The organism is Pseudoalteromonas sp. Z9A4 (assembly GCF_011378845.1).
GTDB lineage: Bacteria > Pseudomonadota > Gammaproteobacteria > Enterobacterales > Alteromonadaceae > Pseudoalteromonas > Pseudoalteromonas arctica.
This window is the reverse complement of the sequence record NZ_WTLA01000003.1, coordinates 215,351-237,835: the sequence shown is the minus strand read 5'-3', so window position 1 is coordinate 237,835 and position 22,485 is coordinate 215,351. Positions and strand designations below refer to the sequence as shown.

General features: G+C 36.8%; 21 protein-coding genes. 14 read left to right on the top strand and 7 right to left on the bottom strand.

The window, feature by feature from the left end:
* Positions 1-41 precede the first annotated feature (41 nt).
* Entirely contained in the window at positions 42-917 is an 876-nt protein-coding gene (locus tag GQR54_RS04450; RefSeq protein ID WP_166376674.1) for a DNA replication terminus site-binding protein, read from the bottom strand.
* Between the two features lie 994 nt (positions 918-1,911).
* On the opposite strand from GQR54_RS04450, the gene GQR54_RS04445 reads away from it, so the two are divergent.
* Positions 1,912-3,261 carry a 3-deoxy-7-phosphoheptulonate synthase class II gene (locus GQR54_RS04445; RefSeq protein ID WP_008167282.1) on the top strand — a complete coding sequence of 450 codons (1,350 nt, stop codon included), beginning with the start codon at positions 1,912-1,914 and terminating at the stop codon, positions 3,259-3,261.
* Positions 3,262-3,320: 59 nt separating this feature from the next.
* On the opposite strand, the gene GQR54_RS04440 is transcribed toward GQR54_RS04445, so the two are convergent.
* Positions 3,321-4,130: a pyruvate, water dikinase regulatory protein gene (locus GQR54_RS04440; protein ID WP_007583184.1), complete on the bottom strand. Its 810-nt coding sequence runs from the start codon at positions 4,128-4,130 to the stop codon at positions 3,321-3,323.
* A gap of 157 nt (positions 4,131-4,287) precedes the next feature.
* On the opposite strand from GQR54_RS04440, the gene ppsA reads away from it, so the two are divergent.
* Both ppsA and GQR54_RS04430 read left to right on the top strand, forming a co-directional pair.
* Positions 4,288-6,663 (top strand): phosphoenolpyruvate synthase, encoded by a 2,376-nt coding sequence (ppsA, locus tag GQR54_RS04435; protein ID WP_166376673.1) that lies wholly within the window; start codon positions 4,288-4,290, stop codon positions 6,661-6,663.
* Positions 6,664-7,367: 704 nt separating this feature from the next.
* Complete coding sequence (locus GQR54_RS04430; protein ID WP_166376672.1) at positions 7,368-10,415, top strand: FAD-binding and (Fe-S)-binding domain-containing protein; 3,048 nt, start codon at positions 7,368-7,370, stop codon at positions 10,413-10,415.
* A gap of 185 nt (positions 10,416-10,600) precedes the next feature.
* Here the strand turns inward: GQR54_RS04430 and GQR54_RS04425 are convergent, their stop codons facing one another.
* Both GQR54_RS04425 and GQR54_RS04420 read right to left on the bottom strand, forming a co-directional pair.
* Positions 10,601-11,794 (bottom strand): cation:proton antiporter, encoded by a 1,194-nt coding sequence (locus GQR54_RS04425; RefSeq protein ID WP_166376671.1) that lies wholly within the window; start codon positions 11,792-11,794, stop codon positions 10,601-10,603.
* Positions 11,794-13,005, bottom strand: a complete 1,212-nt coding sequence (locus tag GQR54_RS04420) for a tyrosine-type recombinase/integrase (protein WP_007583195.1) — start codon at positions 13,003-13,005, stop codon at positions 11,794-11,796. Before GQR54_RS04420 ends, GQR54_RS04425 begins: the two co-directional genes overlap by 1 nt.
* A 149-nt stretch (positions 13,006-13,154) precedes the next feature.
* On the opposite strand from GQR54_RS04420, the gene GQR54_RS04415 reads away from it, so the two are divergent.
* Complete coding sequence (locus GQR54_RS04415) at positions 13,155-13,718, top strand: YSC84-related protein (protein ID WP_166376670.1); 564 nt, start codon at positions 13,155-13,157, stop codon at positions 13,716-13,718.
* A gap of 92 nt (positions 13,719-13,810) precedes the next feature.
* Here GQR54_RS04415 and GQR54_RS04410 read toward each other — a convergent pair whose 3' ends face one another.
* Positions 13,811-14,161, bottom strand: coding sequence for a DUF3693 domain-containing protein (locus GQR54_RS04410; RefSeq protein WP_024591110.1), 351 nt, complete (start codon positions 14,159-14,161; stop codon positions 13,811-13,813).
* Positions 14,162-14,292: 131 nt separating this feature from the next.
* Here GQR54_RS04410 and GQR54_RS04405 point away from each other — a divergent pair, with 131 nt between their 5' ends.
* The 8 genes from GQR54_RS04405 to GQR54_RS04370 all read left to right on the top strand — a co-directional run bounded on the left by GQR54_RS04405 (position 14,293) and on the right by GQR54_RS04370 (position 20,018).
* The gene (locus GQR54_RS04405; RefSeq protein WP_166376669.1) at positions 14,293-14,508 is read left to right on the top strand and encodes a hypothetical protein; all 216 of its coding nucleotides are present in this window, start codon (positions 14,293-14,295) and stop codon (positions 14,506-14,508) included.
* Positions 14,492-15,886, top strand: coding sequence for a replication initiation factor domain-containing protein (locus GQR54_RS04400; RefSeq protein WP_166376668.1), 1,395 nt, complete (start codon positions 14,492-14,494; stop codon positions 15,884-15,886). Before GQR54_RS04405 ends, GQR54_RS04400 begins: the two co-directional genes overlap by 17 nt.
* On the top strand, positions 15,883-16,194 hold the full coding sequence (locus GQR54_RS04395; RefSeq protein WP_024591107.1) for a hypothetical protein: 312 nt from the start codon (positions 15,883-15,885) through the stop codon (positions 16,192-16,194). Before GQR54_RS04400 ends, GQR54_RS04395 begins: the two co-directional genes overlap by 4 nt.
* Positions 16,195-16,437 (top strand): hypothetical protein, encoded by a 243-nt coding sequence (locus GQR54_RS04390; protein WP_166376667.1) that lies wholly within the window; start codon positions 16,195-16,197, stop codon positions 16,435-16,437.
* A 17-nt stretch (positions 16,438-16,454) separates the two neighbouring features.
* Positions 16,455-16,679 carry a hypothetical protein gene (locus GQR54_RS04385; protein WP_166376666.1) on the top strand — a complete coding sequence of 75 codons (225 nt, stop codon included), beginning with the start codon at positions 16,455-16,457 and terminating at the stop codon, positions 16,677-16,679.
* Positions 16,680-16,801: 122 nt separating this feature from the next.
* On the top strand, positions 16,802-18,298 hold the full coding sequence (locus tag GQR54_RS04380; protein WP_166376665.1) for a hypothetical protein: 1,497 nt from the start codon (positions 16,802-16,804) through the stop codon (positions 18,296-18,298).
* Positions 18,295-18,711 carry a DUF2523 family protein gene (locus GQR54_RS04375; protein WP_166376664.1) on the top strand — a complete coding sequence of 139 codons (417 nt, stop codon included), beginning with the start codon at positions 18,295-18,297 and terminating at the stop codon, positions 18,709-18,711. Before GQR54_RS04380 ends, GQR54_RS04375 begins: the two co-directional genes overlap by 4 nt.
* A complete protein-coding gene (locus GQR54_RS04370) occupies positions 18,711-20,018 on the top strand; it encodes a zonular occludens toxin domain-containing protein (RefSeq protein WP_166376663.1) in 1,308 nt (435 codons plus the stop codon). The genes GQR54_RS04375 and GQR54_RS04370 overlap by 1 nt, the downstream gene beginning before the upstream one ends.
* Positions 20,019-20,144: 126 nt before the next feature.
* Here GQR54_RS04370 and GQR54_RS04365 read toward each other — a convergent pair whose 3' ends face one another.
* Entirely contained in the window at positions 20,145-20,306 is a 162-nt protein-coding gene (locus GQR54_RS04365; protein ID WP_166376662.1) for a hypothetical protein, read from the bottom strand.
* Between the two features lie 100 nt (positions 20,307-20,406).
* Between GQR54_RS04365 and GQR54_RS04360 the strand changes: the two genes are divergently transcribed.
* On the top strand, positions 20,407-20,823 hold the full coding sequence (locus GQR54_RS04360) for a hypothetical protein (protein WP_166376661.1): 417 nt from the start codon (positions 20,407-20,409) through the stop codon (positions 20,821-20,823).
* 2 nt (positions 20,824-20,825) lie between these two features.
* Positions 20,826-21,191: a hypothetical protein gene (locus GQR54_RS04355; protein ID WP_166376660.1), complete on the top strand. Its 366-nt coding sequence runs from the start codon at positions 20,826-20,828 to the stop codon at positions 21,189-21,191.
* Between the two features lie 230 nt (positions 21,192-21,421).
* Here the strand turns inward: GQR54_RS04355 and GQR54_RS04350 are convergent, their stop codons facing one another.
* On the bottom strand, positions 21,422-22,453 hold the full coding sequence (locus GQR54_RS04350; RefSeq protein ID WP_166376659.1) for a patatin-like phospholipase family protein: 1,032 nt from the start codon (positions 22,451-22,453) through the stop codon (positions 21,422-21,424).
* Positions 22,454-22,485 lie beyond the last annotated feature (32 nt).

The following is a 22,485-nucleotide window of genomic DNA, read 5'->3' as shown; positions in this document are numbered from 1 at the left end:
AACTAAAAAGGCCACATAGTGTGGCCTTTTTAACATAATGACTAACGCTCAACCTGTTCTAAATATAACCTATCAACCAAAAAATCATACTCGCGCTTACGAGGGTGAGTTTCAGGTTTTTGATAATCAGGTAATATACCTAATTTTACGTCTGGTTCTGGATTAATCAGAATAAAGGGTAATGCAGCACTCACATGATAGCGATTTTGCGCCGTATATCTCACATTTACCTGTGGACTCACACGAGTAGGGCGGCGAATTCTAAGTTTTTCCTTTTCGCCTAAACTAGCAACCCTTAATTGTTCTTGAGCTACAAGTGATTGCCATTTTTGTTGATCTATCATTCTTGGATTTCGATAACTGGCCGATTTGTCGAGCATTTCGAGAGCCATTTTTTTAGTCAGCGTTTTAGTTGCGTGTTTGTGCATCCAAGTAAACCTAACCGAAAATGGCGATTCGCTTTCACTATGAATTTTACGATATGCGGCAAGCGTTATTAAATTTGGTATAGCATTGTGAACTGCTTCAAATCGAGCATCGTTGCTATCAATAGCTAAAATACATTCTTTAAACGTAGCTTTAGCTTTATTTACTTGAGCTATACGATTATTTAAAGCTTGTTTATCTGCATTTTTAATAACGAGCAAACCAGGGTGCCTTTTTAAAACACGACTGCTTAATCCTGATTTTTTATACATGTCTGAAAAAGAGTTTAGGATTGCTTTTTGAGCAGGTACTCCAGTGATTTTAGAAACAAGTATAGATTCTGGAACTTTACTCTCATCGAAACTCCTTACATCTGGTAATTGATAATATTCCGCTTTGGAGAATTCACACTCTTTTAGTTCTTCAATCAATCTCAAAGTTAATTCGTTCATTAAATCAAACTGACTTCTAATTTGTACCTTCGTTACCATTACACACCTCAAAGAACACATCTTACTAGCCTTATATTATTACATGCACTTTGCTTTGTCTAAATTAATAATTAACAGTACTCGGTGCTCACTCTTACATTATAATTAAATTAAGTATGATGTGTTCTTTATGGTGAGAATATATATACTAAGAAAGATTGAAACTCCTTACTAATTCATATGACATTGGAGTATTTACTTTGTCGTATATAAAAAGGCTAATACGCCAAGTACTAGATAATCTACGTAGTAGGTGATAAAACTAAGTTTAGAAAAATGAGTTAAGCGGAGTTATATAATTTTCATATATTTATCTAACAGTCTTAGTATTTATAATTATTGACTCATATTACACCGTGTTGGCAGTACGGTGATCAGGCTAAAGGTTACAATGACTACAAATGCTTTTTGATATCAGTTTCTCTTTAAGGATACTTCAAGCAGTAGGGGCTTTAATCATGATGAATTGTAAATTAGCACTATCACTTTGAAGAGAAAACTTAATGGCCTACCACACCTTTAAGTTGTGGCACTTGTGAATATAGTCCTGCATACGAGTGCTATACAAGACTATGCGTCTAGGATTTAAAGCGCAGATAAATGATCACCACAAACGGTCATATCATACATTAAGCTCTGCACATAGCACTTGATAGCTTTTAATTAATTGCCCGCGTAAAGTTAAGATTACAGAAGCAGCTATTTAAGTATGATGTGTTCCTATCTAAATTACGTATAACATACCCTTATGTACTATTTATTCTCAATGCGTTAAAATTGTAAATAGTTAGCTCTAAACTCATGTATTTAAACACTTTAGTTTCTTCGAAATAAAACTAAAGTGTATGTTATATAACCACCTAGGTTAAGTAAGATTACTATTATACTTAACTCATAACTAAATAATTGGAAAATAGTGAATTTAGTCCTTGAACATAGGGGCCTGCATACGTTAATTTCTTCTTATCAGGTAATGTAGGAATGAGGAAAAATTATGCAATCGTGGAACCCAAATAGCTGGAGAGAGCTGCCAATACTGCAGCAGCCACAGTACCCGGATCAAGAAATACTTAAATCAGTAGAAAGCCAATTAAAAACGGCACCACCTTTAGTTTTTGCTGAAGAAACAAGAAGCCTATTCAAACAACTTGAAGATGTGTGCGAAGGGCGTGCTTTTTTACTTCAAGGTGGTGACTGTGCAGAATCATTTAGCGATTTTAATGCCGCTAACATTCGCGATACATTCAAAACAATCTTACAGATGGCTGTTGTATTAACTTACGGCGGTAAATGCCCTGTAGTTAAAATAGCGCGCATGGCTGGTCAATACGCTAAACCTCGTTCAGCAGACTTAGAAACAATTAATGGCGTGTCTTTACCATCTTACCGTGGCGACATTATTAATAATATCGAGTTTACAGAAGAAGCACGTATACCCGATCCACAACGCTTAATGACTGCATACCATCATAGTGCCGCTACGTTAAACTTATTACGTGCTTTTGCACAAGGTGGTCTTGCCGATCTTCACCAGGTAAACCGTTGGAACATGGGCTTTGTTGCTGCAAATCCACTTAAAGAAAAATACCAACAGCTTGCTGATAAAATTCAAGACGCACTAGAGTTTATGGAAGTGTGCGGAATTAACTCTACAATTGCGCCAAGCTTAAAAGAAACCGATTTATACACTTCTCACGAAGCGTTACTACTTGGTTACGAAGAGGCGCTTACTCGTCGCGACCACTTATCTGGTGATTGGTACGATTGTTCTGCTCACTTTGTTTGGATTGGTGAACGTACTCGTCAACTAGATCATGCACATATTGAGTTTTTCAAAGGCATTAAAAACCCAATTGGTGTTAAAGTTGGCCCAGGTATGGACCCAGATGACCTAATTCGTTTAATTGATGCATTAAACCCAGATAACATTCCTGGTCGTTTAACGCTAATTACGCGTATGGGTGCAGATATACTTCCTGAAAAACTTCCAGCACTAGTAAGAAGAGTTCAACAAGAAGGCCGTAAAGTAATTTGGAGCTCAGATCCAATGCACGGTAACACTGAAAAAGCGACATCAGGTTACAAAACACGTAACTTCGACAATATTATGCGCGAGATCAGTCAGTTCTTCGCTGTACACAAAGCTGAAGGTTCATACGCAGGTGGTGTTCACCTAGAAATGACAGGCCAGCACGTTACAGAGTGTACTGGCGGTGCTTACGGTTTATCTGACGATGACCTAGCACAGCGTTACAAAACGCAGTGTGATCCACGCCTTAATGCCGACCAAGTATTAGAGTTAGGCTTTTTAGTAGCTGATTTACTAAAAGACGCACGTAAATAATATTTATTGATACAAAAAAACCGCTTAGTTGCGGTTTTTTTATTTCTTTGATGAGTAAGTTAGTACTTACGTCGCTCCAAGTCTGTTTCTATCAATATTTTTGCAGATATTTCTTCAACAGAATGATGCGTAGAATTAAAGTAAGCAATTTTATGACGCTTATACAACATTTCCACTTCGCGAACCTCAATACGACACTGTTTAATTGAAGCATACTTAGAGTTCGCCATACGTCGATGCCTAATAGCCGCAAGTCTCTCAGGGTCAATCGTAAGTCCAAATAACTTATGTTTATAAGGGACTAAACACTTAGGCAAACCTTCATTGTCTAAATCTTCTTCTGTAATAGGGTAGTTAGCCGCTTTAATGCCGTACTGCAGTGCTAAGTATAAGCTTGTGGGTGTTTTACCACTTCTACTAACACCAATTAAAATGATGTCTGCTTCAGAAAAGTTTTTAATATTTCCGCCATCATCATTCATAAGAGCATAATTAACGGCATCAATTCTAAAATCATAACTTTTTTCGTGGATGGAATGCGTACGATGCATTTTAGGAACTGGGGCTACATTGAGTTCTTTTTCTATTTTTTCGCTATATGTAGTTAAAAAGTCATACGTGACTGCATCAGCCGATTTTATAATTTCACTTAAATTGTGGTTAACAAAAGTAAAAAAAACAAATGGCTTTTCGCCTGTTTTTGCAGCGGTTGCATTAATTAATGCTTTAATTTCGTGCGCTTTTTCTTCAGTTTCTACAAATGGAATTGTTTTATGATTAAAATCGATAGGAAACAACGACAAAGTCGCATGCCCAAACACCTCTGAAGTAATAGCGGTTCCATCTGATATATAAAAAGCAGTTCTCATAATTAACCTTTTTATTGCGTTTAAATCCCTAAAATGGGTTTCTCACGGTTTACGTGAGGACTATTGCCAGTGTAGAATGATGATGACCTTTATAAAAGGTTTTCTTTCTTAACTCTCACAGTTAGACCTACAATTTGTTTTTTTTGGAGAAAGATCCGTGCAAGAATACGTTCTCTGGTATCAAGAGCTTGGTATGCAAGATGTTCCTCGAGTTGGCGGTAAAAACGCTTCACTTGGCGAAATGATTTCAAACCTAGCAAACGCTGGTGTACAAGTACCGGGTGGTTTCGCAACTACCGCAGATGCTTTTAATGAGTTTTTAGATCAATCAGGACTCACAGCAAAAATTCACAACATCCTAGATACACTTGATGTTGATGATGTAAATACACTCGCTAAAGTCGGTGCCGACATCCGCCAATGGATAATCGACACACCATTCCAACCAAACCTAGATCAAGCCATTCGCGACGCATATAGCCAACTCCATGGCGATACTGAAGCAGATGTATCATTCGCAGTACGTTCATCAGCTACCGCTGAAGATATGCCAGATGCATCATTCGCAGGCCAGCAAGAAACTTTCCTTAACGTTGTTGGTATCGATTCAGTCATGGTCGCTATTAAACACGTATTTGCTTCATTATTTAACGACCGTGCAATCTCATATCGAGTTCACCAAGGTTACGATCACCGTGGTGTGGCCCTATCAGCGGGTATTCAGCGCATGGTACGTTCAGATAAATCAGCATCTGGCGTAATGTTTAGCATTGATACAGAGTCTGGTTTTGAAGACGTTGTATTTATTACATCAAGCTACGGCTTAGGTGAAATGGTTGTACAGGGCGCAGTTAACCCTGATGAGTTTTATGTTCATAAACCAACACTCCTTAAAAATAAACCTTCAGTAGTACGTCGTAACATTGGTTCTAAAGCCATTCAAATGATTTACTCAGAAGATAAAGCGCACGGTAAGCAAGTTGACATCGTTGATGTTGCCCCTGAGCTTTCAAATAAGTTTTCGATTACAGATGAAGAAGTGCAAGAACTTGCCAAGCAAGCTGTAATCATCGAAAAACATTACGGTCGTCCTATGGACATCGAATGGGCAAAAGACGGTAACGACGGCAAACTATATATAGTTCAAGCACGTCCAGAAACTGTTCGCTCAAACGAAGACTCTAACGTAATGGAACGCTTTCAATTAAACGGCACAAGCAACGTTGTTGTTGAAGGCCGTGCAATTGGTCATAAAATTGGTAGCGGTGTTGTTCGTGTTCTTGATTCAATCAAAGAAATGGATCAGGTACAAGTAGGCGACATTTTAGTAACCGATATGACCGACCCTGATTGGGAACCAATCATGAAACGTGCTGCAGCGATTGTTACAAATCGTGGTGGACGTACGTGTCACGCGGCAATCATTGCACGCGAACTTGGTATACCGGCTGTTGTAGGGTGTGGTAACGCAACTGATTTAATTAAAGCGGGACAAGAAGTCACTGTATCGTGCGCCGAAGGCGATACTGGCTTTATTTACGAAGGTATTTTAGACTTTGAAATACTAACGTCACGCGTTGATAAAATGCCTGAACTACCAATGAAAGTTATGATGAACGTGGGTAACCCCGATCGTGCATTTGACTTTGCACGCTTACCGCATGCAGGTGTTGGCCTTGCGCGAGTTGAATTTATTATCAACCGTATGATTGGCGTTCATCCTAAAGCATTATTAAATTTTGATGCTCAAACAGATGCATTAAAAGCAGAAATTACTGACATGATTGCCGGTTACGAATCACCAGTAGAATTTTACATAACAAAACTGGTTGAAGGTATTTCTACTCTAGGGTGTGCATTTGCACCAGAGCGTGTAATTGTTCGTATGTCTGATTTTAAATCAAACGAATACGCAAACCTAGTTGGTGGCCAGCAATACGAGCCAGAAGAAGAAAACCCAATGATTGGTTTTCGTGGTGCCGCACGTTATATCTCTGAAGATTTCCGCGATTGTTTTGCACTAGAATGTGAAGCTATAAAACGCGTAAGAAACGACATGGATATGGCTAATATCGAAATCATGATCCCATTCGTACGTACCCTTGAAGAAGGTAAACGCGTAATTGAATTACTAGAAGAGCATGGCCTTAAACGCGGCGATAATGGTCTTAAAGTAATCATGATGTGTGAGCTACCTTCAAATGCATTACTTGCAGATGAATTTTTAGAAATGTTTGATGGTTTTTCTATCGGCTCTAACGATTTAACACAGTTAACGCTTGGTCTTGACCGTGATTCTGGTTTAATCGCACATTTATTTGATGAGCGTGACCCTGCAATTAAAAAGCTACTTTCTATGGCAATTAAAACAGCTAAAGCAAAAGGAAAGTACGTAGGTATTTGTGGCCAAGGTCCTTCAGATCACGAAGACTTTGCAGCATGGTTAGTAGAGCAGGGTATTGACTCTGTTTCACTAAATCCAGATACAGTAATAGAAACATGGTTATACCTAGCTAAAAAATTAGCAAAGTGATAAATATGTAGGCTATAAAAATGCCAGCAATGTATTGCTGGCATTTTTTTATGCTCAATTAAAAGTAAATTAACGGGCTAATTTTTTATCTAAATAAACACATGATTTAGTTAACGTCTTTTGACAAAGTGATAAATAATGTCGCGCTTTAGGGTAGTAAAACGAAAAGCATAATAAACCCGCCATAAAAAATATAAGTGAAGGCTAAGGGCGTGTTGATCTTTGTGGATTGAAATTTGTTCAATCTAGGGGCTATTAAATCGCGGCGCGAGGTTTGTAACCTAGTGGGCTAAGTAAAAATAGAGCAACAAAGAGTTAATCGTCCCTAGAAAGAACCCATTGGGCAGCGCATGTTTGGTATTTATGCTGCGTTATCACCTATTTATGGGGAGTAACCACACTACATAGGCTCTGCCTTGCCTAAAAACCAAACATACTGCTGCAAATTCAACAACCAAAGGTCAACAACCAAAGGTCAACACGCCCTAGCTACAACCGCAAAAAATAATCCTAGCAAAATAAATAACACGCCACTGATCTGTAATAGCAATTTTTTCATATAATACGCCTCGCAAATGGTTAACTTGAGTATAATTTAAGCTGGATTAAAATCGATTAAAAGAGTGTTACAAACTGTAAAATCTTCAATTTCTATTCGCCATCACCATGATATAATTAGTCAAATGCCCTAAAATATCGCCGTCATGATAGCAACAATTACACAGCAAGATGCCGCGACAGAACTTGTCGCAAACTACCTAAATACCATTGCAAACCAAGGCTTTACCGGAGATACCGACGCAAGTTATGCAACGCGTATTACCGCTTCAACCGATAACAGTGTGTATCAGCAAATACCGCAAGGTGTTATTTTTCCAAAAAGTGAAAAAGATATTCAGCTCGCATTGCAAACAGCATCTCGCGACCCGTTTTTATCATTAACTTTTGGTCCTCGTGGCGGTGGAACAGGCACTAACGGACAATCGTTAACACCTGGTATTGTTGTAGATTTGTCTCGCTATATGCGCGAAATCCTCGAAATAAATGTAGAAGAAGGCTGGGTACGCGTTCAAACCGGCGTAATAAAAGATCAACTTAATGACTTTTTAAAACCTTATGGCTTTTTCTTCTCACCCGATTTATCTACCAGTAACAGGGCAACTATTGGTGGCATGATAAGTACTGACGCATCGGGGCAAGGCTCGTTAGTTTACGGTAAAACGAGCGATCATGTTTTAGGGCTAACAACTTATTTAGTTGATGGCACACCTATGTGCACCTCCCCAATAGACATCGACAAAGCACAAATTATAGCGAATCAAGACTCACTAATTGGTAGTTTATATAAAACAGTTTTAGATATATCAGTTAATGAACGCGCTGCTATTTTAGCTAAGTTTCCACGGTTAAATCGTTTTTTAACCGGCTACGACCTAGAGCATGTACTAAGTGATGACTTACTTACCTTTGACATGAGCCGACTAATAACGGGTTCAGAAGGCTCATTAGGTATAGTAACTGAAGCAAAATTAAACCTAACGCCTATTGCCGAATTCAAAACGCTTATTAATATTAAGTATGATAGTTTTGACTCAGCACTTCGTCATTCACCATTTTTAGTCGATGCACGTGCAACATCGGTAGAAACCGTTGATAGCAAAGTTTTAAACTTAGCGCGTGAAGATATCATTTGGAATTTAGTATCGGACTTAATAACCGATGTACCAAATAAAGATATGCAAGGCCTTAACATGGTCGAGTTTAATGCAGTATCAAACGATGATATAAAAGACAAAGTAGACACGCTTTGTAAGCTTCTAGATGAATGCGTAAAAAATCAAACTAATGGCGTTATTGGTTATCAGTTAACCAGTGATAAAAGCGATATACTAAAAATTTACGCAATGCGTAAAAAGTCAGTGGGTTTATTAGGTAATGTAAAAGGCAGCCAAAAACCTCTCGCCTTTGCAGAAGACACCGCTGTACCGCCTGAAAATTTAGCAGATTATATTGTCGAATTTAGAGCATTACTCGACAGTCATAATTTACAGTATGGTATGTTTGGCCATGTTGATGCGGGCGTTTTACACGTACGCCCAGCACTTGATATGTGTGACCCAGAACAAGAAAAACTACTTAGAACTATTTCAGATCAGGTCGTAAAACTAACCGCTAAGTACGGCGGTTTAATGTGGGGCGAGCACGGTAAAGGTTACCGTAGTGAATATAGCCCTGAGTTTTTTGGTGAGCATTTATATACGCAACTTCGAAAAATAAAAACAGCTTTCGATCCTAACAATCGCATTAACCCCGGTAAAATATGTACTCCTATCGATAGTGAAGACTCACTAGTTAGTGTAGATGGACAAAAGAGATCGCACTTCGATAAGCAAATATCAATAGACGTTAAAACTAGTTTTAACAACGCAATGACCTGTAATGGTAATGGTATATGTTTTAATTACGATGAAAATTCACCCATGTGCCCATCGTATAAAGTGACCGGCGATCGCCGTAATTCACCAAAAGGGCGTGCAAGTTTAATGCGCGAATGGCTGCGCCTTCAAGAGTCAAAAGATGTTGATTTACTCGAAGTAGAAAAGCAACTTAACAAAGGTGAAGTCATTACCTGGTGGGAACGTTTTGTTCATAGCCGCGAAAAACGAAAAGGTATTTACGACTTTTCTCACGAAGTAAAAGCGTCAATGGATGAATGTTTAGCATGTAAGGCATGTACAACAGCATGTCCAATTAAAGTAGATGTACCCACTTTTCGTTCGCGCTTTTTAAATTATTATCATAGTTATTATGCACGCCCGCTAAAAGATTACCTTGTTGGTAACATAGAAAACAGCGCGCCATTAATGGCAAAGTTCGCTAAAGTCATAAATCCAATTGTTAAAACATCATTAGTCAGTAATGTTATTAAAAAAACGGTTGGCTATGTTGATACACCACAGTTAAGTATTCCTGCACTTTCAAAGCGTGTTACTAAAACACAAAAATTCGATTTTGATTTACTAAATAAATTAAATGCAGAGCAACAAAGTGAATATGTATTAATAGTACAAGACCCATTTACGAGCTTTTACGAAGCGGAATTAGTAGAAAGTTTTATTACTTTAATAACCCAACTTGGCAAAAAACCAATGCTATTACCTTTTAAACCAAATGGTAAACCGCAACACGTAAAAGGTTTTTTACATGAATTTAAAGTTACAGCTAAAAATGCAGCCGAGTTTTTAAATAAATTAAATGATATTAATGCACCGTTAGTCGGTTTAGACGCGTCACTCGTTATGTGTTACCGCGATGAATATAATACAATTTTAGAAAATAACCGTGGTGAATTTAATGTGCAACTTGCCCATGAATGGCTCGAAACACAATCGTTTAAATCACTAAGCGCAAAACAAAATACAGATACCGAATTTACATTACTGAGTCATTGTACTGAAACAACTGCGCTGCCAAAAGCAGCAAATGTATGGCAAACAATTTTCAATGATATTGGTTTAACATTAAAAACAACAAATACAGGTTGTTGTGGAATGGCGGGAACTTATGGCCACGAAGCACAAAATCAAGATAACTCACGTGCGCTTTACGAAATGAGCTGGAAACCAATTGTAGATAAAAATAAACCTGAGCAACTTTTATCTACGGGATTTTCTTGTCGTAGCCAAGTTAAACGTTTTGAACAATTTAAACCAAAACACCCAATTGAATTACTAGCACAGGTTCTTAAATAACTTTATAAAATAAGAGTGCTTAAATAAGAACACTTATATAAGAGTACTTAAATAGTTTTATCTAAATAACTATTTAGTAAATTATTTATAAAATACAAAAAGGCGCAACGATTAACTTCATCAGTGATGAAAATAACCGTTACGCCTTTTTTAATACGTATTCTTAATTTATCTAGTTTAAATAATTATTTTTTAACAAAACTATCGGCAATAGGTCTAGTGCTAATACCATGTATAAATACACTAAACAAAATAGTCGTCATTGCTATTGTCGCTATTTGATATTTGTTTTCTATTTGCGTATCTATCACCATCAATGTAAAAACAATTGATGCTAACCCTCTTGGTCCAAACCACGCAAATGTAAAACGCTCTTTGATACTCAGTGCCGTAAACTGCAGAGACAGCATAACTGGAATTATTCTAATCAATGTTGTACTTAACAAAGCGTAAATTATAATTTCAGTATTTAATTTAGGAATAACTAAGTAAGCACAAACAAACCCGAACAAGCACCAAATCATTAACGATGTGAAATCTGCGATATGCTCTGAGTCTTCAATTAATTCTGTTCTAACTTCTTCGGTCGAAAATTTATCAAATAATAAGCCTGCAATAAACACCGCAATAAATCCACTGCCATGAAAATACTGAGTGACAGAAAACACAGCCATAGCAAAACCGAGTAATAAAAACGGACTGGTATTTTGTGCAAAGTAATGACGTTTCATTGCAAAGTTTAAACTCGGTATAAAAACAGCAATACTTGTAATAGCTATTAATAAAGCCAAGCCAAGCTCTCGTCCAAACACACTTAATGTTTGTGTTGCGGTAATAGCTGAATCAGGATTTTTAGCGAGTAATATAAATATTAAAAATATGGGTACGCATAATCCATCGTTCAAACCACTTTCAGTATTTATTCCTTCGCGTATTTTTTCAGGCACTTGTGTACTTGCTAGTAACCCTTTACTTAATGCCGCATCGGTAGGTGTTAAAATAATAGCGAGCAACGCTGCTTGAATAAGTGAAAGCTCAGCAAAGAAAAATAAAGAAACAGCAATACCAAGTAACAAAGTTAAGGGTAGGGCAACAAACAACAGTAAACTAGGATACTGAAAACTATGCCTTAATACACTCAACTTTGATTTAGCTGCATCAGAAAATAAAAAAATACTTAGCGTAAGCTCTATAAATGGTAATAAAAGATCAACGCCTTCTTTTATTTTATGCCCTTCGTTGGGTAGCACTAAAGCTAAACATATTCCGCCAACAACAAAAAACATTGGGCCTGTTACTTCTGTTTTTTCTAACTGGCGAAGTGTTAAAGAATAAATTAAAAATAATCCGCCTATAAATGCTATTACTAAATACTCCATTAAATTTTCCTTTTAAGTCCTGACTTTGCTCGCTCTTTAATATTTGTTTGAATATAAATTTGATCGGTAGTCGCAATTTTAGAATGACCTAAATCTTCTGATAAATGTTTAAGCGGTCTGGTTTGCGCATCATGTGTGGCACCAGTATGACGAAGCCAATGTGCAGTTGCAGCGCCAAGTTGTTCAGCATCATCTTTAAAACCATCATCAAGTAATGATTGCTGTGCATAATCAAAACTTTGTTGAACTAAACGCCTAATTTGCCTTACGGTCATACCACCTTGCCCGCGAATTTTATGAACCAAGGGATCTGATTCATCAACACGGGGAAGGGCAGGTAAACCTCTGTATAGTCTATAACGTTTTAAATATTCAACAAAATCATCGCTTAAGGTTACATCTCGTAATTTATTACCTTTGCCCATTATACGTAAAAACCAAAAGCCATCATTATCTTGCCAAAAATGGGACATCACCGGCGACCATTGTGGGCGCTCAGATAATTCTGAGATTCGTAGATAAAGACCTTTTAAACATGCAAGCGTAAATAAGTTTCGCTCTAAATCAGGGTTATGTTCGCATAAATCACGCGTTACACCAAAAACGTATTCCCATTGAATATCGCTTAATGTGTCTGGAATTTGAATTTGTGATTGAACAACTAAGTACGGACTATTTTTTTTAACAACAGGGACAAAGTTAGCAAATGTTTTTTCTTCTAGTAAGGCAAACTTATAAAACACATTTAATGCTGTAAACATAGACGATAAAGTTTGCTGACTAGCAATGGATTCTTTAAGCATAAAAGGGCGCCAGTTTTGGTTTAATCGACGAATTCCTTGTTCATCTTTATAACGCCATTGCACTGAAGTTGCAGCCCATGCTTTATCGGGTTCGACCATAAAATCAACGTAAGCTTCAATATCTTCACGTTTTAAATCGAATACTGATTTTTCTGCTATTAACCATGACCATAAATAAAAGCGTTCAAGCTCATTTCGAAAACGACTATAAGTCGCTTCTGACTTTCGGCCATAAACATATAAAAACTGATACAAGAATGTCAGATCGGCTTTTGATTCAGTTACAGTCAAGCCAATTTCCTGTATAAAGGATGCAAGTTCTGGGTATTCTGAATTGAGAGTACCGTCATCTAGATGGGCAATTTGATATCTTAATTGTTTTAACGTATCAACCAAAGCAACAAGCATAATGTATAAATATTCAATTAAATAATAGACTTACAGAATAACGTTAAAGTCCGATACTGTCTAGTATTGGACATAGCAAAGTTCTAATTATTTTAATATCGTGATTATTCTATGGTTGTTGGTTGCTATATCTTATTAAGGAAAACATTATGAAAAAACTAATTATACTAAGTGTACTTGCTTTCACTGTTGCGTTAACTGGGTGTGCTACTACAGGTAGTGCATCGCCAAGCGAAAAACGTTCACTTGTACAAAGTATGAAAGCAAACACATTAGATAAATTATACGCTGAAAAACCTGATGTTAAAAAACAAATTGCTAACTCTGCTGGTTATGCTGTATTCGATAACGCAAATGTAAATGTAGTGCTTGCTAGCTTTGGCGGTGGTTACGGTGTTGTTAGAAATAATCTCACAGGTAAATCGACTTACATGAATATGGGCGAAGCCGGTTTAGGACTTGGTTTAGGCGTTAAAGATTTTAACGTTGTAATGGTTTTTCATAACCAAGCTGCACTAAATAGATTTATTGAACATGGTTGGGCATTTGGCGGAAACGCTGATGCAGCAGCAAAATATGAAGATAAAGGCGGTGCACTAGTTGCCGAAGCGATTGCAGATCAAGTTACTGTATATTCTGTAACCGAAAATGGCCTTGCACTACAAGCTGTATTAAAGGGAACTAAGTTTTGGGTTGATTCAGAGCTTAATTAACCACCAAATTACTCTCCTAAAAGCGAGCTGGTTTGTATAATCACGCTCGCTTTATTAAAACCCAACCAATTTAACATAACGTAATTTATGGGCTATCTCTTATACCGCAAATGCGGGGTCACTACTGGACCAGTTAGACACGCAGCTGCAACAATGCCCGCAATACATGCAGCGCTAATCTTTTTTACAATATCCGACCATATTTTACTTTCTTCTTTAGTTTTTGATTTCTCAATTGCTAAGTTTAATAAAGCTTCTTTTTGGTCAGTTCCAACAATATTAGCCAAAAAAATACACTGATTAGCAGTTAAATGTCTCTCGCCTCGCTTAATTTGTGACAATGAACCCGACGTAACTCCATCCAAATCAGAAACAACTTGTTTGTCCTGTGAATAACCTTTGAATTCTTTGTATTTTTCAATGAGTTGGTAACTAAATGACATATATATCTCCTCTCTAAATCAATTATAGCGCACAAAAATGTAAAATATATTCTTGACGTTGCACAATATTGTGCGCTACATTCTGAGCCATTGCACAAACTTGTGCACTATCTTTCTAAAGGACTCAGGAATTGAAATTCTACCTTCAATACATTTCAGGCATAGAAGAATACGCATTAGGTTTCAATAAAATTGAACACCCGCTTATGTATTCTTCACGTTCAGAAGCAATGGCATTTTGCATTGATTACTGTAACGGTGAAACCTTCGAAATAATTGATGTAGACGACAATAATTGGCAAGAACTTTTCGATTCTGGGGTGTTTGATTATGACCCAGAACGCTAAAAACCCAACTCAACAACTTACTAAAATCGATTATTTAACGGTTGTTTTCTCTCCAAATGAAGTTGCCCGTTGTCGTTTTGATGCTAAATTAGCATTCGGAAATGGTGATTTTTCATCCTATAAAGAAGCATATAACGCCATGTTATGTGCTGAAATGTTCGCCAATAATCCAACAGATGACTTCACAAATGATACTAAAACATCACTTGTTGCAACTGATGATCTAGATGTTGATGTAAGCGAAACAGTCCTTTTCAACTCTGATTATTACTACAACGAACTGTTTGATAATAACCTTTCAGGCTCTTCTAAGTACCGTCAATACAACTCTATTCAAGAAATACCAGAAGAAGATAGAAAGCACTTTCTTAAAAGTGTTGTAAGAAAAACAAAGCGTTACAAAGCACTCACATCATTAATTGAAGGTGATATTTCTAAATTTATGCACCTATTAAATACAGAAGTTGCTACTGCTGCTGACCGTTTAACCAGTGACACACTTAGTTGGTCATACCGTGACAATTCCGGTGGCATGTTCACTTACGAGAAGTCAGCAACACTTTATCGTCACGATATTAACTCAGGTGTAATTGCTTGGGGCGCTAATAATGGTGGCGTTATGATTTCATTTTCTGGTACTGGATGTGCTGGTTTAGATATTCCTAAATTGCATACTATGTTGCAAAAAATGCCTAATGTAAAAATTACTCGTTTAGATATTGCTTACGATGATTACGAAGGTAATAGAACCGTTCTTGATTACTTCCAAAATTTAGAAGAAGGCGGTTTTTGTAAAACCAATCAAGCGCCCTCTTTCTCGTTTATTCAAACGGGTGAACTCAAAAAGCTAACAGATTTACAACAAGCTGAGTTTAAGAAAAAGCACGGCTGGCAAAAACGATATGACTGTGTGGCCAATGGCGGCAACACCCTTTACGTAGGAAGTCGTAAAAATGGAAAAATGGCACGTATGTATGAAAAAGGAAAGCAAATGGAAAGTGAATTTCAGCCTAACTGGGTTCGTGCTGAGCTTGAGCTTCGCAGTATTGATCGTGTTATCCCCTTGGATGCACTTCTCAATACCGATGCTGTATTTGCTGCTGCCTATCCCGCTTTTGCTTTTATTACTGCTGAACGTCTTGAAATTAGAACCACAAGCAGAAAAAGACAAAATAACGGCGCTTTAATTGCCGAACGTTTAGAACGTTACTGCGTTCAGTCTTACGGTAAATACTTAAATTTTTTACGTCATGTAAAAGAATTAACAGATATAGAAATAATTAATCGACTAACTAAAGGCCTAAATCCTTGGGATATACCCGACTCTATTAACAAGGCCTGTATTACCCCACCCAACCAAATGGAGTTAACAACATGAAAGTAATTTTATTATCTGCGGCTATGGGTCGTGGTGTTTCTAGTAAATCAGGCGCTGCTAAACCTTATTCGTTTTCTTCTATCTCGTACTTAGTACCAGAGCAAGACTACATTCAAGGCGATCACAATATACAAAAATGTGGCTTTGAACCTAAAAGTGTAGAAATGACTGAAGACCAAACCCTTTACAACAAGTTTAAACAAATTACAGATGCTAATGGTATTTGTGAAGTTGATTTGGTTTTACAACCAGACCCTAGAAATATGTCACGCAATATTGTTGCTGACGTTTCGTTGGTCAAACAGTAAATGTCTCAATGCGTAGCTATCCAACCCGACCAAACTTTAAAAGCCGTTACTGGTGTTTGTGATTTTGTGATGGTTACACAAGCTGAGTTCTTAGAACTACAGCAACACGGATTAGTAAATGTTCTTAATGAGCTATTTGCTTTTGACTTGGCCACTTTCGGCCTAATTAATTCGGCGGCATTAGTCGCCTTTATAACAGCTCATTGTATCGGTCGTGTCGTCCGAGTAATGGGTAAAACATAACTACAGGGAATACTAAAATGAAAAAATTTCAAAATATCTTAGCTTCAAAACGCGCAAAAGCTGGTCTTTTACTTACTTCAGTTGTTGCTTCTGGCTCATCATTCGCAGCTGATTATTCTGCTGAAATTGGTGCTGCTGTAGGCGATGGTACAACAAACTATACAGCAGTTGTTGCTGGTGTAATTACTGTTGCTGCAATCGGTTTTGCTATTGGCATGATTGTATCAAAGCTTAATAAGTAAAATGGTTACCTCAATTGGCCTTGCCTCATTTCTTGTTTGGTGCTTTGTCGAAGGCTTTTCAAGTGGAGTAAGAACCAGTTAACAAAGGCGGGTAAAACCGCCAACACATAAAAGGCGCTTACATGCGATTACTAATATTTTTATTGGTGCTATTAAGCGCTTTTTTTGTTTCTGCTGATTCAGGCTTGTTTGACTTGGATGATTTAAAATCTCCATATTCTGATGGCTTAGAGACTTGTGTTTCTGCATTTGGTTTTGAGGCTTGTGGTCGAAATCCTGTTGAGGCAAAAATGAACTCTTGTGAATTATATAGAGCTTCCGCTGGTCTTCCTGAACATCCTGAAAGAAGATATGCTTACTCAGAATGTGAAAATTTAACTAATTCCTCATCAAGTGGCCCTACAGTTAATGTATATGGACAAGTTAAAAACCCTTATGCTTCTGGTGGTTGGGACCCTGAAACTCGCTTACATATTTGGGTTGTTAATTATTCAAATCAATATGAACGTAAATCTTGGTATTGTCCCCCGTATGGTTTTCCTGAACATGATAACCCTGTTCCTGTCGATATAATGCCTACTGACCCATTAGCTCCGACTTTTATGTGTGCAAAATTACTCGATAATTTATCTCCAGAGAAAGATCCAGATTGCCCTGAACCGACTGATAATGACCCTTTTTCTTTCGCTGTTGGCGGCTCTGGTAGCGTTTGCTTTCCTGCTGCTGATGGTCGTCAATGTGAAATACAAACTGATAGCAATGGCGGTTACAACATACCAGTTTCTTACGGTTCAACTGAACCTGTATCTTGTGTTCCTGACCCAGAGCCTGAACCAGACCCAGAACCTGAAGACCCTGATGAACCTGATGAACCTGAAAATCCAGATGACCCAGAGCCAACACCAGACCCAGACGCACCTAAAACACCTGATGATGCCGATGATACTGATAAAGATAATTCTTTAGATGGAATAAATCAGATAAACGATAACTTAAAAGTTATTAACGACAATATGAATTCTGGTATTGAATCGCATGCAGAACGTTTAGATAGAATGGCTAAGGAAACCCAAAATTCAAATGAATTATTAGCTACCATAAAATCTAATACTTTAAATACTTACAAAGGTACTAAAGAAACAACCGATGTAATACGAGACCAAATAAAGGAAACGACAAAAGTTGTTACTGCTGTTGGTACTGCTACAACTGAGATAAAAAAAGGTAATACCGAATCAACCAAGCAAACAACACTTTTGGAAGGTATTAAAGAAAACACAAAAAAAGAATCTATATCTATTACTTCAAGTCGTAAAAAAGGCGGTCTTAATGATATTTTTTCTGCTGATGAACTTGCTCAAGTAACTGCTGAAATAGAAACCAAGAAAACTGAGTTAACAGAATATATAGAAACAATAAAATCAGAATCCGAGTCAATTTTAGATTTAGATCCGAATATCTCAGGTTCTTATACTGACCATAAGGAAATAATTAAAGGTGTTGAGGTTGATTTGGGTATTGGTAAATTTTCTAATTTCTATCAGATGATAGCTCCAGCCATTATTTTAATAGCTTCAATTTCGGCTCTTTTTATAATATTAGGTGGTAACAAAGAATGATAAAAAAAACTATATTCTTAATTTTGATTTTTTCACCGTTTTTCCTTATGGCCACTGCAACAGCTTCGACACTTACAGGTGCTCAAGGTGCTGCAACAACTGCGGGAAATTTTATATCTGACTTTTGGGATTTCTTTGATAATGACGTCCCTAATTTTTTTGAAAGAGCTTTATCTTACGTATTTGAGAAAATTGTTTTGTTTAAAATCACAGCACAAATTGAATCAATGAAATTAGCTTGGTCTATATCAAAAAATATTATTGAAAGTTTTCAAGTAGGTTCAAAAATCGCAAGTGCTGCAAGTGGTTTACCACAAGACGTAAAAGCTGCCTTAGTAGATTTACGTTTATTTGATGGTTTAAATATTATCGTTCAAGCATTTATAGCTCGTTATGTAATGAGGTTCTTTTAATGTCTAGTTCAATTTTTCATGGCGCTCCAGGTTCTTTTAAATCAGCTAGTGCAACTTGGTTTGAGGTTTTACCTGCTTTAAGAAAAGGCCGTTTAGTTGTAACTAATATTGAGGGTATTTTACCTTTAGATGAAATCGAAACAGAGCTACAAGAAACTTTCCCTGAAAGTGCTCAGCTTTGGCGTTTATCTTCCCAGAACGAGGAAGGCCAATCACTTTGGCGTAATTGGTATCACTGGATGCCAACAGGCGCTTTAGTTTTAATTGATGAGGTTCAAGACGTTTACCCTACTGAATCCACTTTTAAACCTGAATCTTGTAATTATAAACATGTTGATAATTACAAAGATTTGATACCCGAGCATTGGTATAAATATCATTATGAACAATTAGAAAAGTTTAAACCTGAAAATTTAACTAGTGGCGATACTGACGATTTAGGAAGGGAGTTATTCAACGAACATGGCTACATTATATACCCCAAAACACTCAAAGAGTGTTACATGCGACACAGAAAATACAACTGGGATATCATCGTCTGTACGCCCGATATTACCAGTGTTCACAAATACATTAGAAACGTCAGCCAATACGCATATTCACACAAATATTTCGATGGCCTCGCGGGAATCCCTTATTACTACAGAAGGCCGCGAATCTTCGACCACAACCCAAAGCTTGACGGAAAAACCCCAACCAAAGCAAATACGATCACTTGGAAAAAAATCCCAGTCGAAGTACACAAGTGTTACAAATCAACAGCGACCGGAGGTATTACAAAAGGACAAGGTAAGAATTTCATTTACACTCCTATTTTTGCCTTTCCGCTTCTTGCTATCATTTTGTGCATATCTTATTGGTTATGGTATTTTACCGATAGTGAAACCGTTACTAAGAATGATGAAAAGCCCAATGCAGAAATTGTGGAAGGTGTTAAAAAGGGTTCTAGTGTTACTGGCCCTAATGCTTCTATTCAGATTTCTAATGTTAACCCTGATTTTGTAGAATTACCTTATGGTGCAACTGATATTTTCGTCACTGGTATACAGATAGTAAAACGAACTGATAGAACTCATAGGGAGTATATTTTTGAGTTTATTACTGAAAAGTTTGGGGTTTTTAGTATTGATTCTTATGAACTTGCAAGCATGGGTTTTACTATTCAATATTTTAGTTCTTGTAATGTTCTTATAAAAAATAAAGAAATATCTTATAGGGCACTATGTAGCCCTAATCCTTACGACCAACCAAAACCTGAATCTAATCAAAACTCTTTAGAGGTTGATACATTATTCACATCGTTATAATAAAAATAAGCCGCCAAGCGAAGCCTGAGCGTAGCGGCTTAGTTTATTAATAGCCTTATAATATTTGTGGTTACGTAATAATTTAGTGCAATTATTACGTACCACTGGATAGCTTACCTTAGGAACTTATGAAACTTGTTTCATGAAAGGCCACAAACTAATGCTATTATTCCCAAAATGCTCGCTGGCCGAATCCAAGCGAAGCGCAAACCAGCTATTTAGTCTCTCAAAACCCGCGCTTGCGCCATTGATAAACCAATACGGAATTTCGAGTAATGATAATGCCAAGAAAAACACCCCTCCCCCCATATACTAATAGGGGGGGAGCGAAAATTAACACCTATGCCGATTTTGCATTGAGATTTTTTTAAAAGGAGTAAAAATCACAATGTTTAAATCAGAATTTCATAAACAGTTTCTTTCTCTATTTGGCTATGATTATGCAAAAGGTGCTAAAGAACTCGGTGTAAGTGAAAGACAAGTAAGGCGCTATTTAAAAGCGGGTAAAGCTAGTAAACCTGTAGAAATGTTGACTGCAATTATTTATCGGGGTTATTTACCAGCTACTGGAGCATGGGCAGACTGTAAAATTTCCGTATATGATCATACAATGAGTACACCTTGGGGTAAGGTCAACCCTTCTGATGTTCAGTTAGTTCAACGATACAAATGGTCTGCTAGAAAATCAGAATCTATGTACAAAGCTCTTAAGCAAAACCATAAAACTCAAGATTTATACTTATCCGACTTACAAGACCAATTACTTAATATAATTGGTGAAATTTCTCAAAGGACAGGAAGCTAAATATGGAAATTAATTATATAAAACTTTATTTATCACTAACTTTTGCTGGTTTAACAATCCTTGGTGCTGATGAGGCAATTGGCTTATATAAATTAAAAGTTGCCTCTGATGCTATGGCTGAATCAATGAAACAGGTGAAATTTGAAAGGAAAAGAGCGGAAATTAAACTACAAACAGAAGCTCTTAAAATAAAAAATGAAGCTCATCATATGATGAAAATTAACAATCAAAAGCGAAATTCTATTAATAATGCAAGAAAAACTAATGACGAAGTTTGCCGTTTTTGGTCTAAAGAATATAGCGAAGTTCAATCTGATAGGAATAAAATGATGATGGATAATGCTTGTGAACGTGCAAGAAAAGACTGACTATCTGTCAAAGCTGACAACCAACTTAAACTATTAATATAAAAGGGCTTTTCGCCCTTTTTTTATTAACTACATACCGTAATTTATGGACTTTCAAATATCTTAAATATAAGAATCATACCGACAGGCATTTATGCTTTATCACAAATTGAACATATATCAGGTTCTTTATCTATTTCAGCTTAAGTTCCATTTTCTAAGTTTATTCTTAAACTCATTTTACATGCCTTTTATAAAGTTATATTTAACTTCAATTTAGTATCAAACGCTTCAGCCAATTTTTCGGTTTCACTAAAAACGGTATTCCAATATTTAATGCGTGTATCGGCATCGAGATCGGTAAAGTCATTCCTGTCTGGAATTTTTCCGTAAGGTAAGCTTGCTATAAATTCTTTTGATGGGGTGATCATCACTACATTATCGTAATTAAGAGGTGACACTTTGCGTTTTAAGTTTTTATCGAACCACCCTGCTTTTGGCTCGCTATTAAAATGCGGATATAAAATAAGTCCTGGATTATTAATTTTTAAATCAAAGTGGTAATCAATTATTCCGCCATCGCGATATATTCCTTGCGGCGAGCCTGCAATATTTTTTATGCCTTGCATAACAAGTGGTATAGAGCCCGATGCAAGTAATGCGTCTTTTAAATTATTTTGAGTAAGCGCTATGTTTTGCGTTTTAAAATTGTAGCTGTCGGTAATTGATAAGTCACTTGTTGCTGGGCCAAATATAAAACGCTCATACTGCGAGCCTAATAATTTTCGGTTAACGCGGTTTAACATATAACTTTTTGATAAACCCATTAACTGTATTAGTTTATTTTCGCTGGCAATAAAGCCATTTGATTTTGCTACTATAAAGTGCGCTTTAAATATTGGGTTATTTATAATTTCGGTGACGCCGTTATCGCCAAAAACATCTTCAAGTAATGCGCGCGCTTTTATTGTGATTTCACTTGGTGTTGGTTTATTACTTGAGTATCGGGTTTGCGAATACGATTTTGCTAAGCGCTCAATCGCAGCAACAGGATCGTTTTGTGCAAAACACGCAGAGCGAAAAGCGCCAGCAGATGAGCCAATTAAATTAAGTGGTTGGGTACGATTTTTAAAAAATTCACCAAAAATATATTTATCTAAGCCAAATAAAGTAAACCATTTAGGGCCGCCACTTGCACCTAAAAAAGAGGTGAAAAGTTCAGGTTTAAAGCCCTGTTCGTTAATAATTTTAGCCGCTGTTTTCCCTGCGTGAATCTCGATCATCTAAAAAATTGTGCCTTTTATTTTGGTTGCTT

Bases quoted from the DNA above. Each gene is read 5' to 3' on its own strand.
- GQR54_RS04385 (WP_166376666.1), top strand. From the start codon at position 16,455: ATGAAAAAATTTCAAAATATCTTAGCTTCAAAACGCGCAAAAGCTGGT.
- GQR54_RS04450 (WP_166376674.1), bottom strand. From the start codon at position 917: ATGGTAACGAAGGTACAAATTAGAAGTCAGTTTGATTTAATGAACGAA.
- GQR54_RS04370 (WP_166376663.1), top strand. From the start codon at position 18,711: ATGTCTAGTTCAATTTTTCATGGCGCTCCAGGTTCTTTTAAATCAGCT.
- GQR54_RS04375 (WP_166376664.1), top strand. From the start codon at position 18,295: ATGATAAAAAAAACTATATTCTTAATTTTGATTTTTTCACCGTTTTTC.
- GQR54_RS04380 (WP_166376665.1), top strand. From the start codon at position 16,802: ATGCGATTACTAATATTTTTATTGGTGCTATTAAGCGCTTTTTTTGTT.
- GQR54_RS04430 (WP_166376672.1), top strand. From the start codon at position 7,368: ATGATAGCAACAATTACACAGCAAGATGCCGCGACAGAACTTGTCGCA.
- GQR54_RS04400 (WP_166376668.1), top strand. From the start codon at position 14,492: ATGACCCAGAACGCTAAAAACCCAACTCAACAACTTACTAAAATCGAT.
- GQR54_RS04395 (WP_024591107.1), top strand. From the start codon at position 15,883: ATGAAAGTAATTTTATTATCTGCGGCTATGGGTCGTGGTGTTTCTAGT.
- GQR54_RS04355 (WP_166376660.1), top strand. From the start codon at position 20,826: ATGGAAATTAATTATATAAAACTTTATTTATCACTAACTTTTGCTGGT.
- GQR54_RS04425 (WP_166376671.1), bottom strand. From the start codon at position 11,794: ATGGAGTATTTAGTAATAGCATTTATAGGCGGATTATTTTTAATTTAT.
- GQR54_RS04440 (WP_007583184.1), bottom strand. From the start codon at position 4,130: ATGAGAACTGCTTTTTATATATCAGATGGAACCGCTATTACTTCAGAG.
- GQR54_RS04410 (WP_024591110.1), bottom strand. From the start codon at position 14,161: ATGTCATTTAGTTACCAACTCATTGAAAAATACAAAGAATTCAAAGGT.
- GQR54_RS04420 (WP_007583195.1), bottom strand. From the start codon at position 13,005: ATGCTTGTTGCTTTGGTTGATACGTTAAAACAATTAAGATATCAAATT.
- GQR54_RS04360 (WP_166376661.1), top strand. From the start codon at position 20,407: ATGTTTAAATCAGAATTTCATAAACAGTTTCTTTCTCTATTTGGCTAT.
- GQR54_RS04445 (WP_008167282.1), top strand. From the start codon at position 1,912: ATGCAATCGTGGAACCCAAATAGCTGGAGAGAGCTGCCAATACTGCAG.
- GQR54_RS04415 (WP_166376670.1), top strand. From the start codon at position 13,155: ATGAAAAAACTAATTATACTAAGTGTACTTGCTTTCACTGTTGCGTTA.
- GQR54_RS04350 (WP_166376659.1), bottom strand. From the start codon at position 22,453: ATGATCGAGATTCACGCAGGGAAAACAGCGGCTAAAATTATTAACGAA.
- GQR54_RS04390 (WP_166376667.1), top strand. From the start codon at position 16,195: ATGTCTCAATGCGTAGCTATCCAACCCGACCAAACTTTAAAAGCCGTT.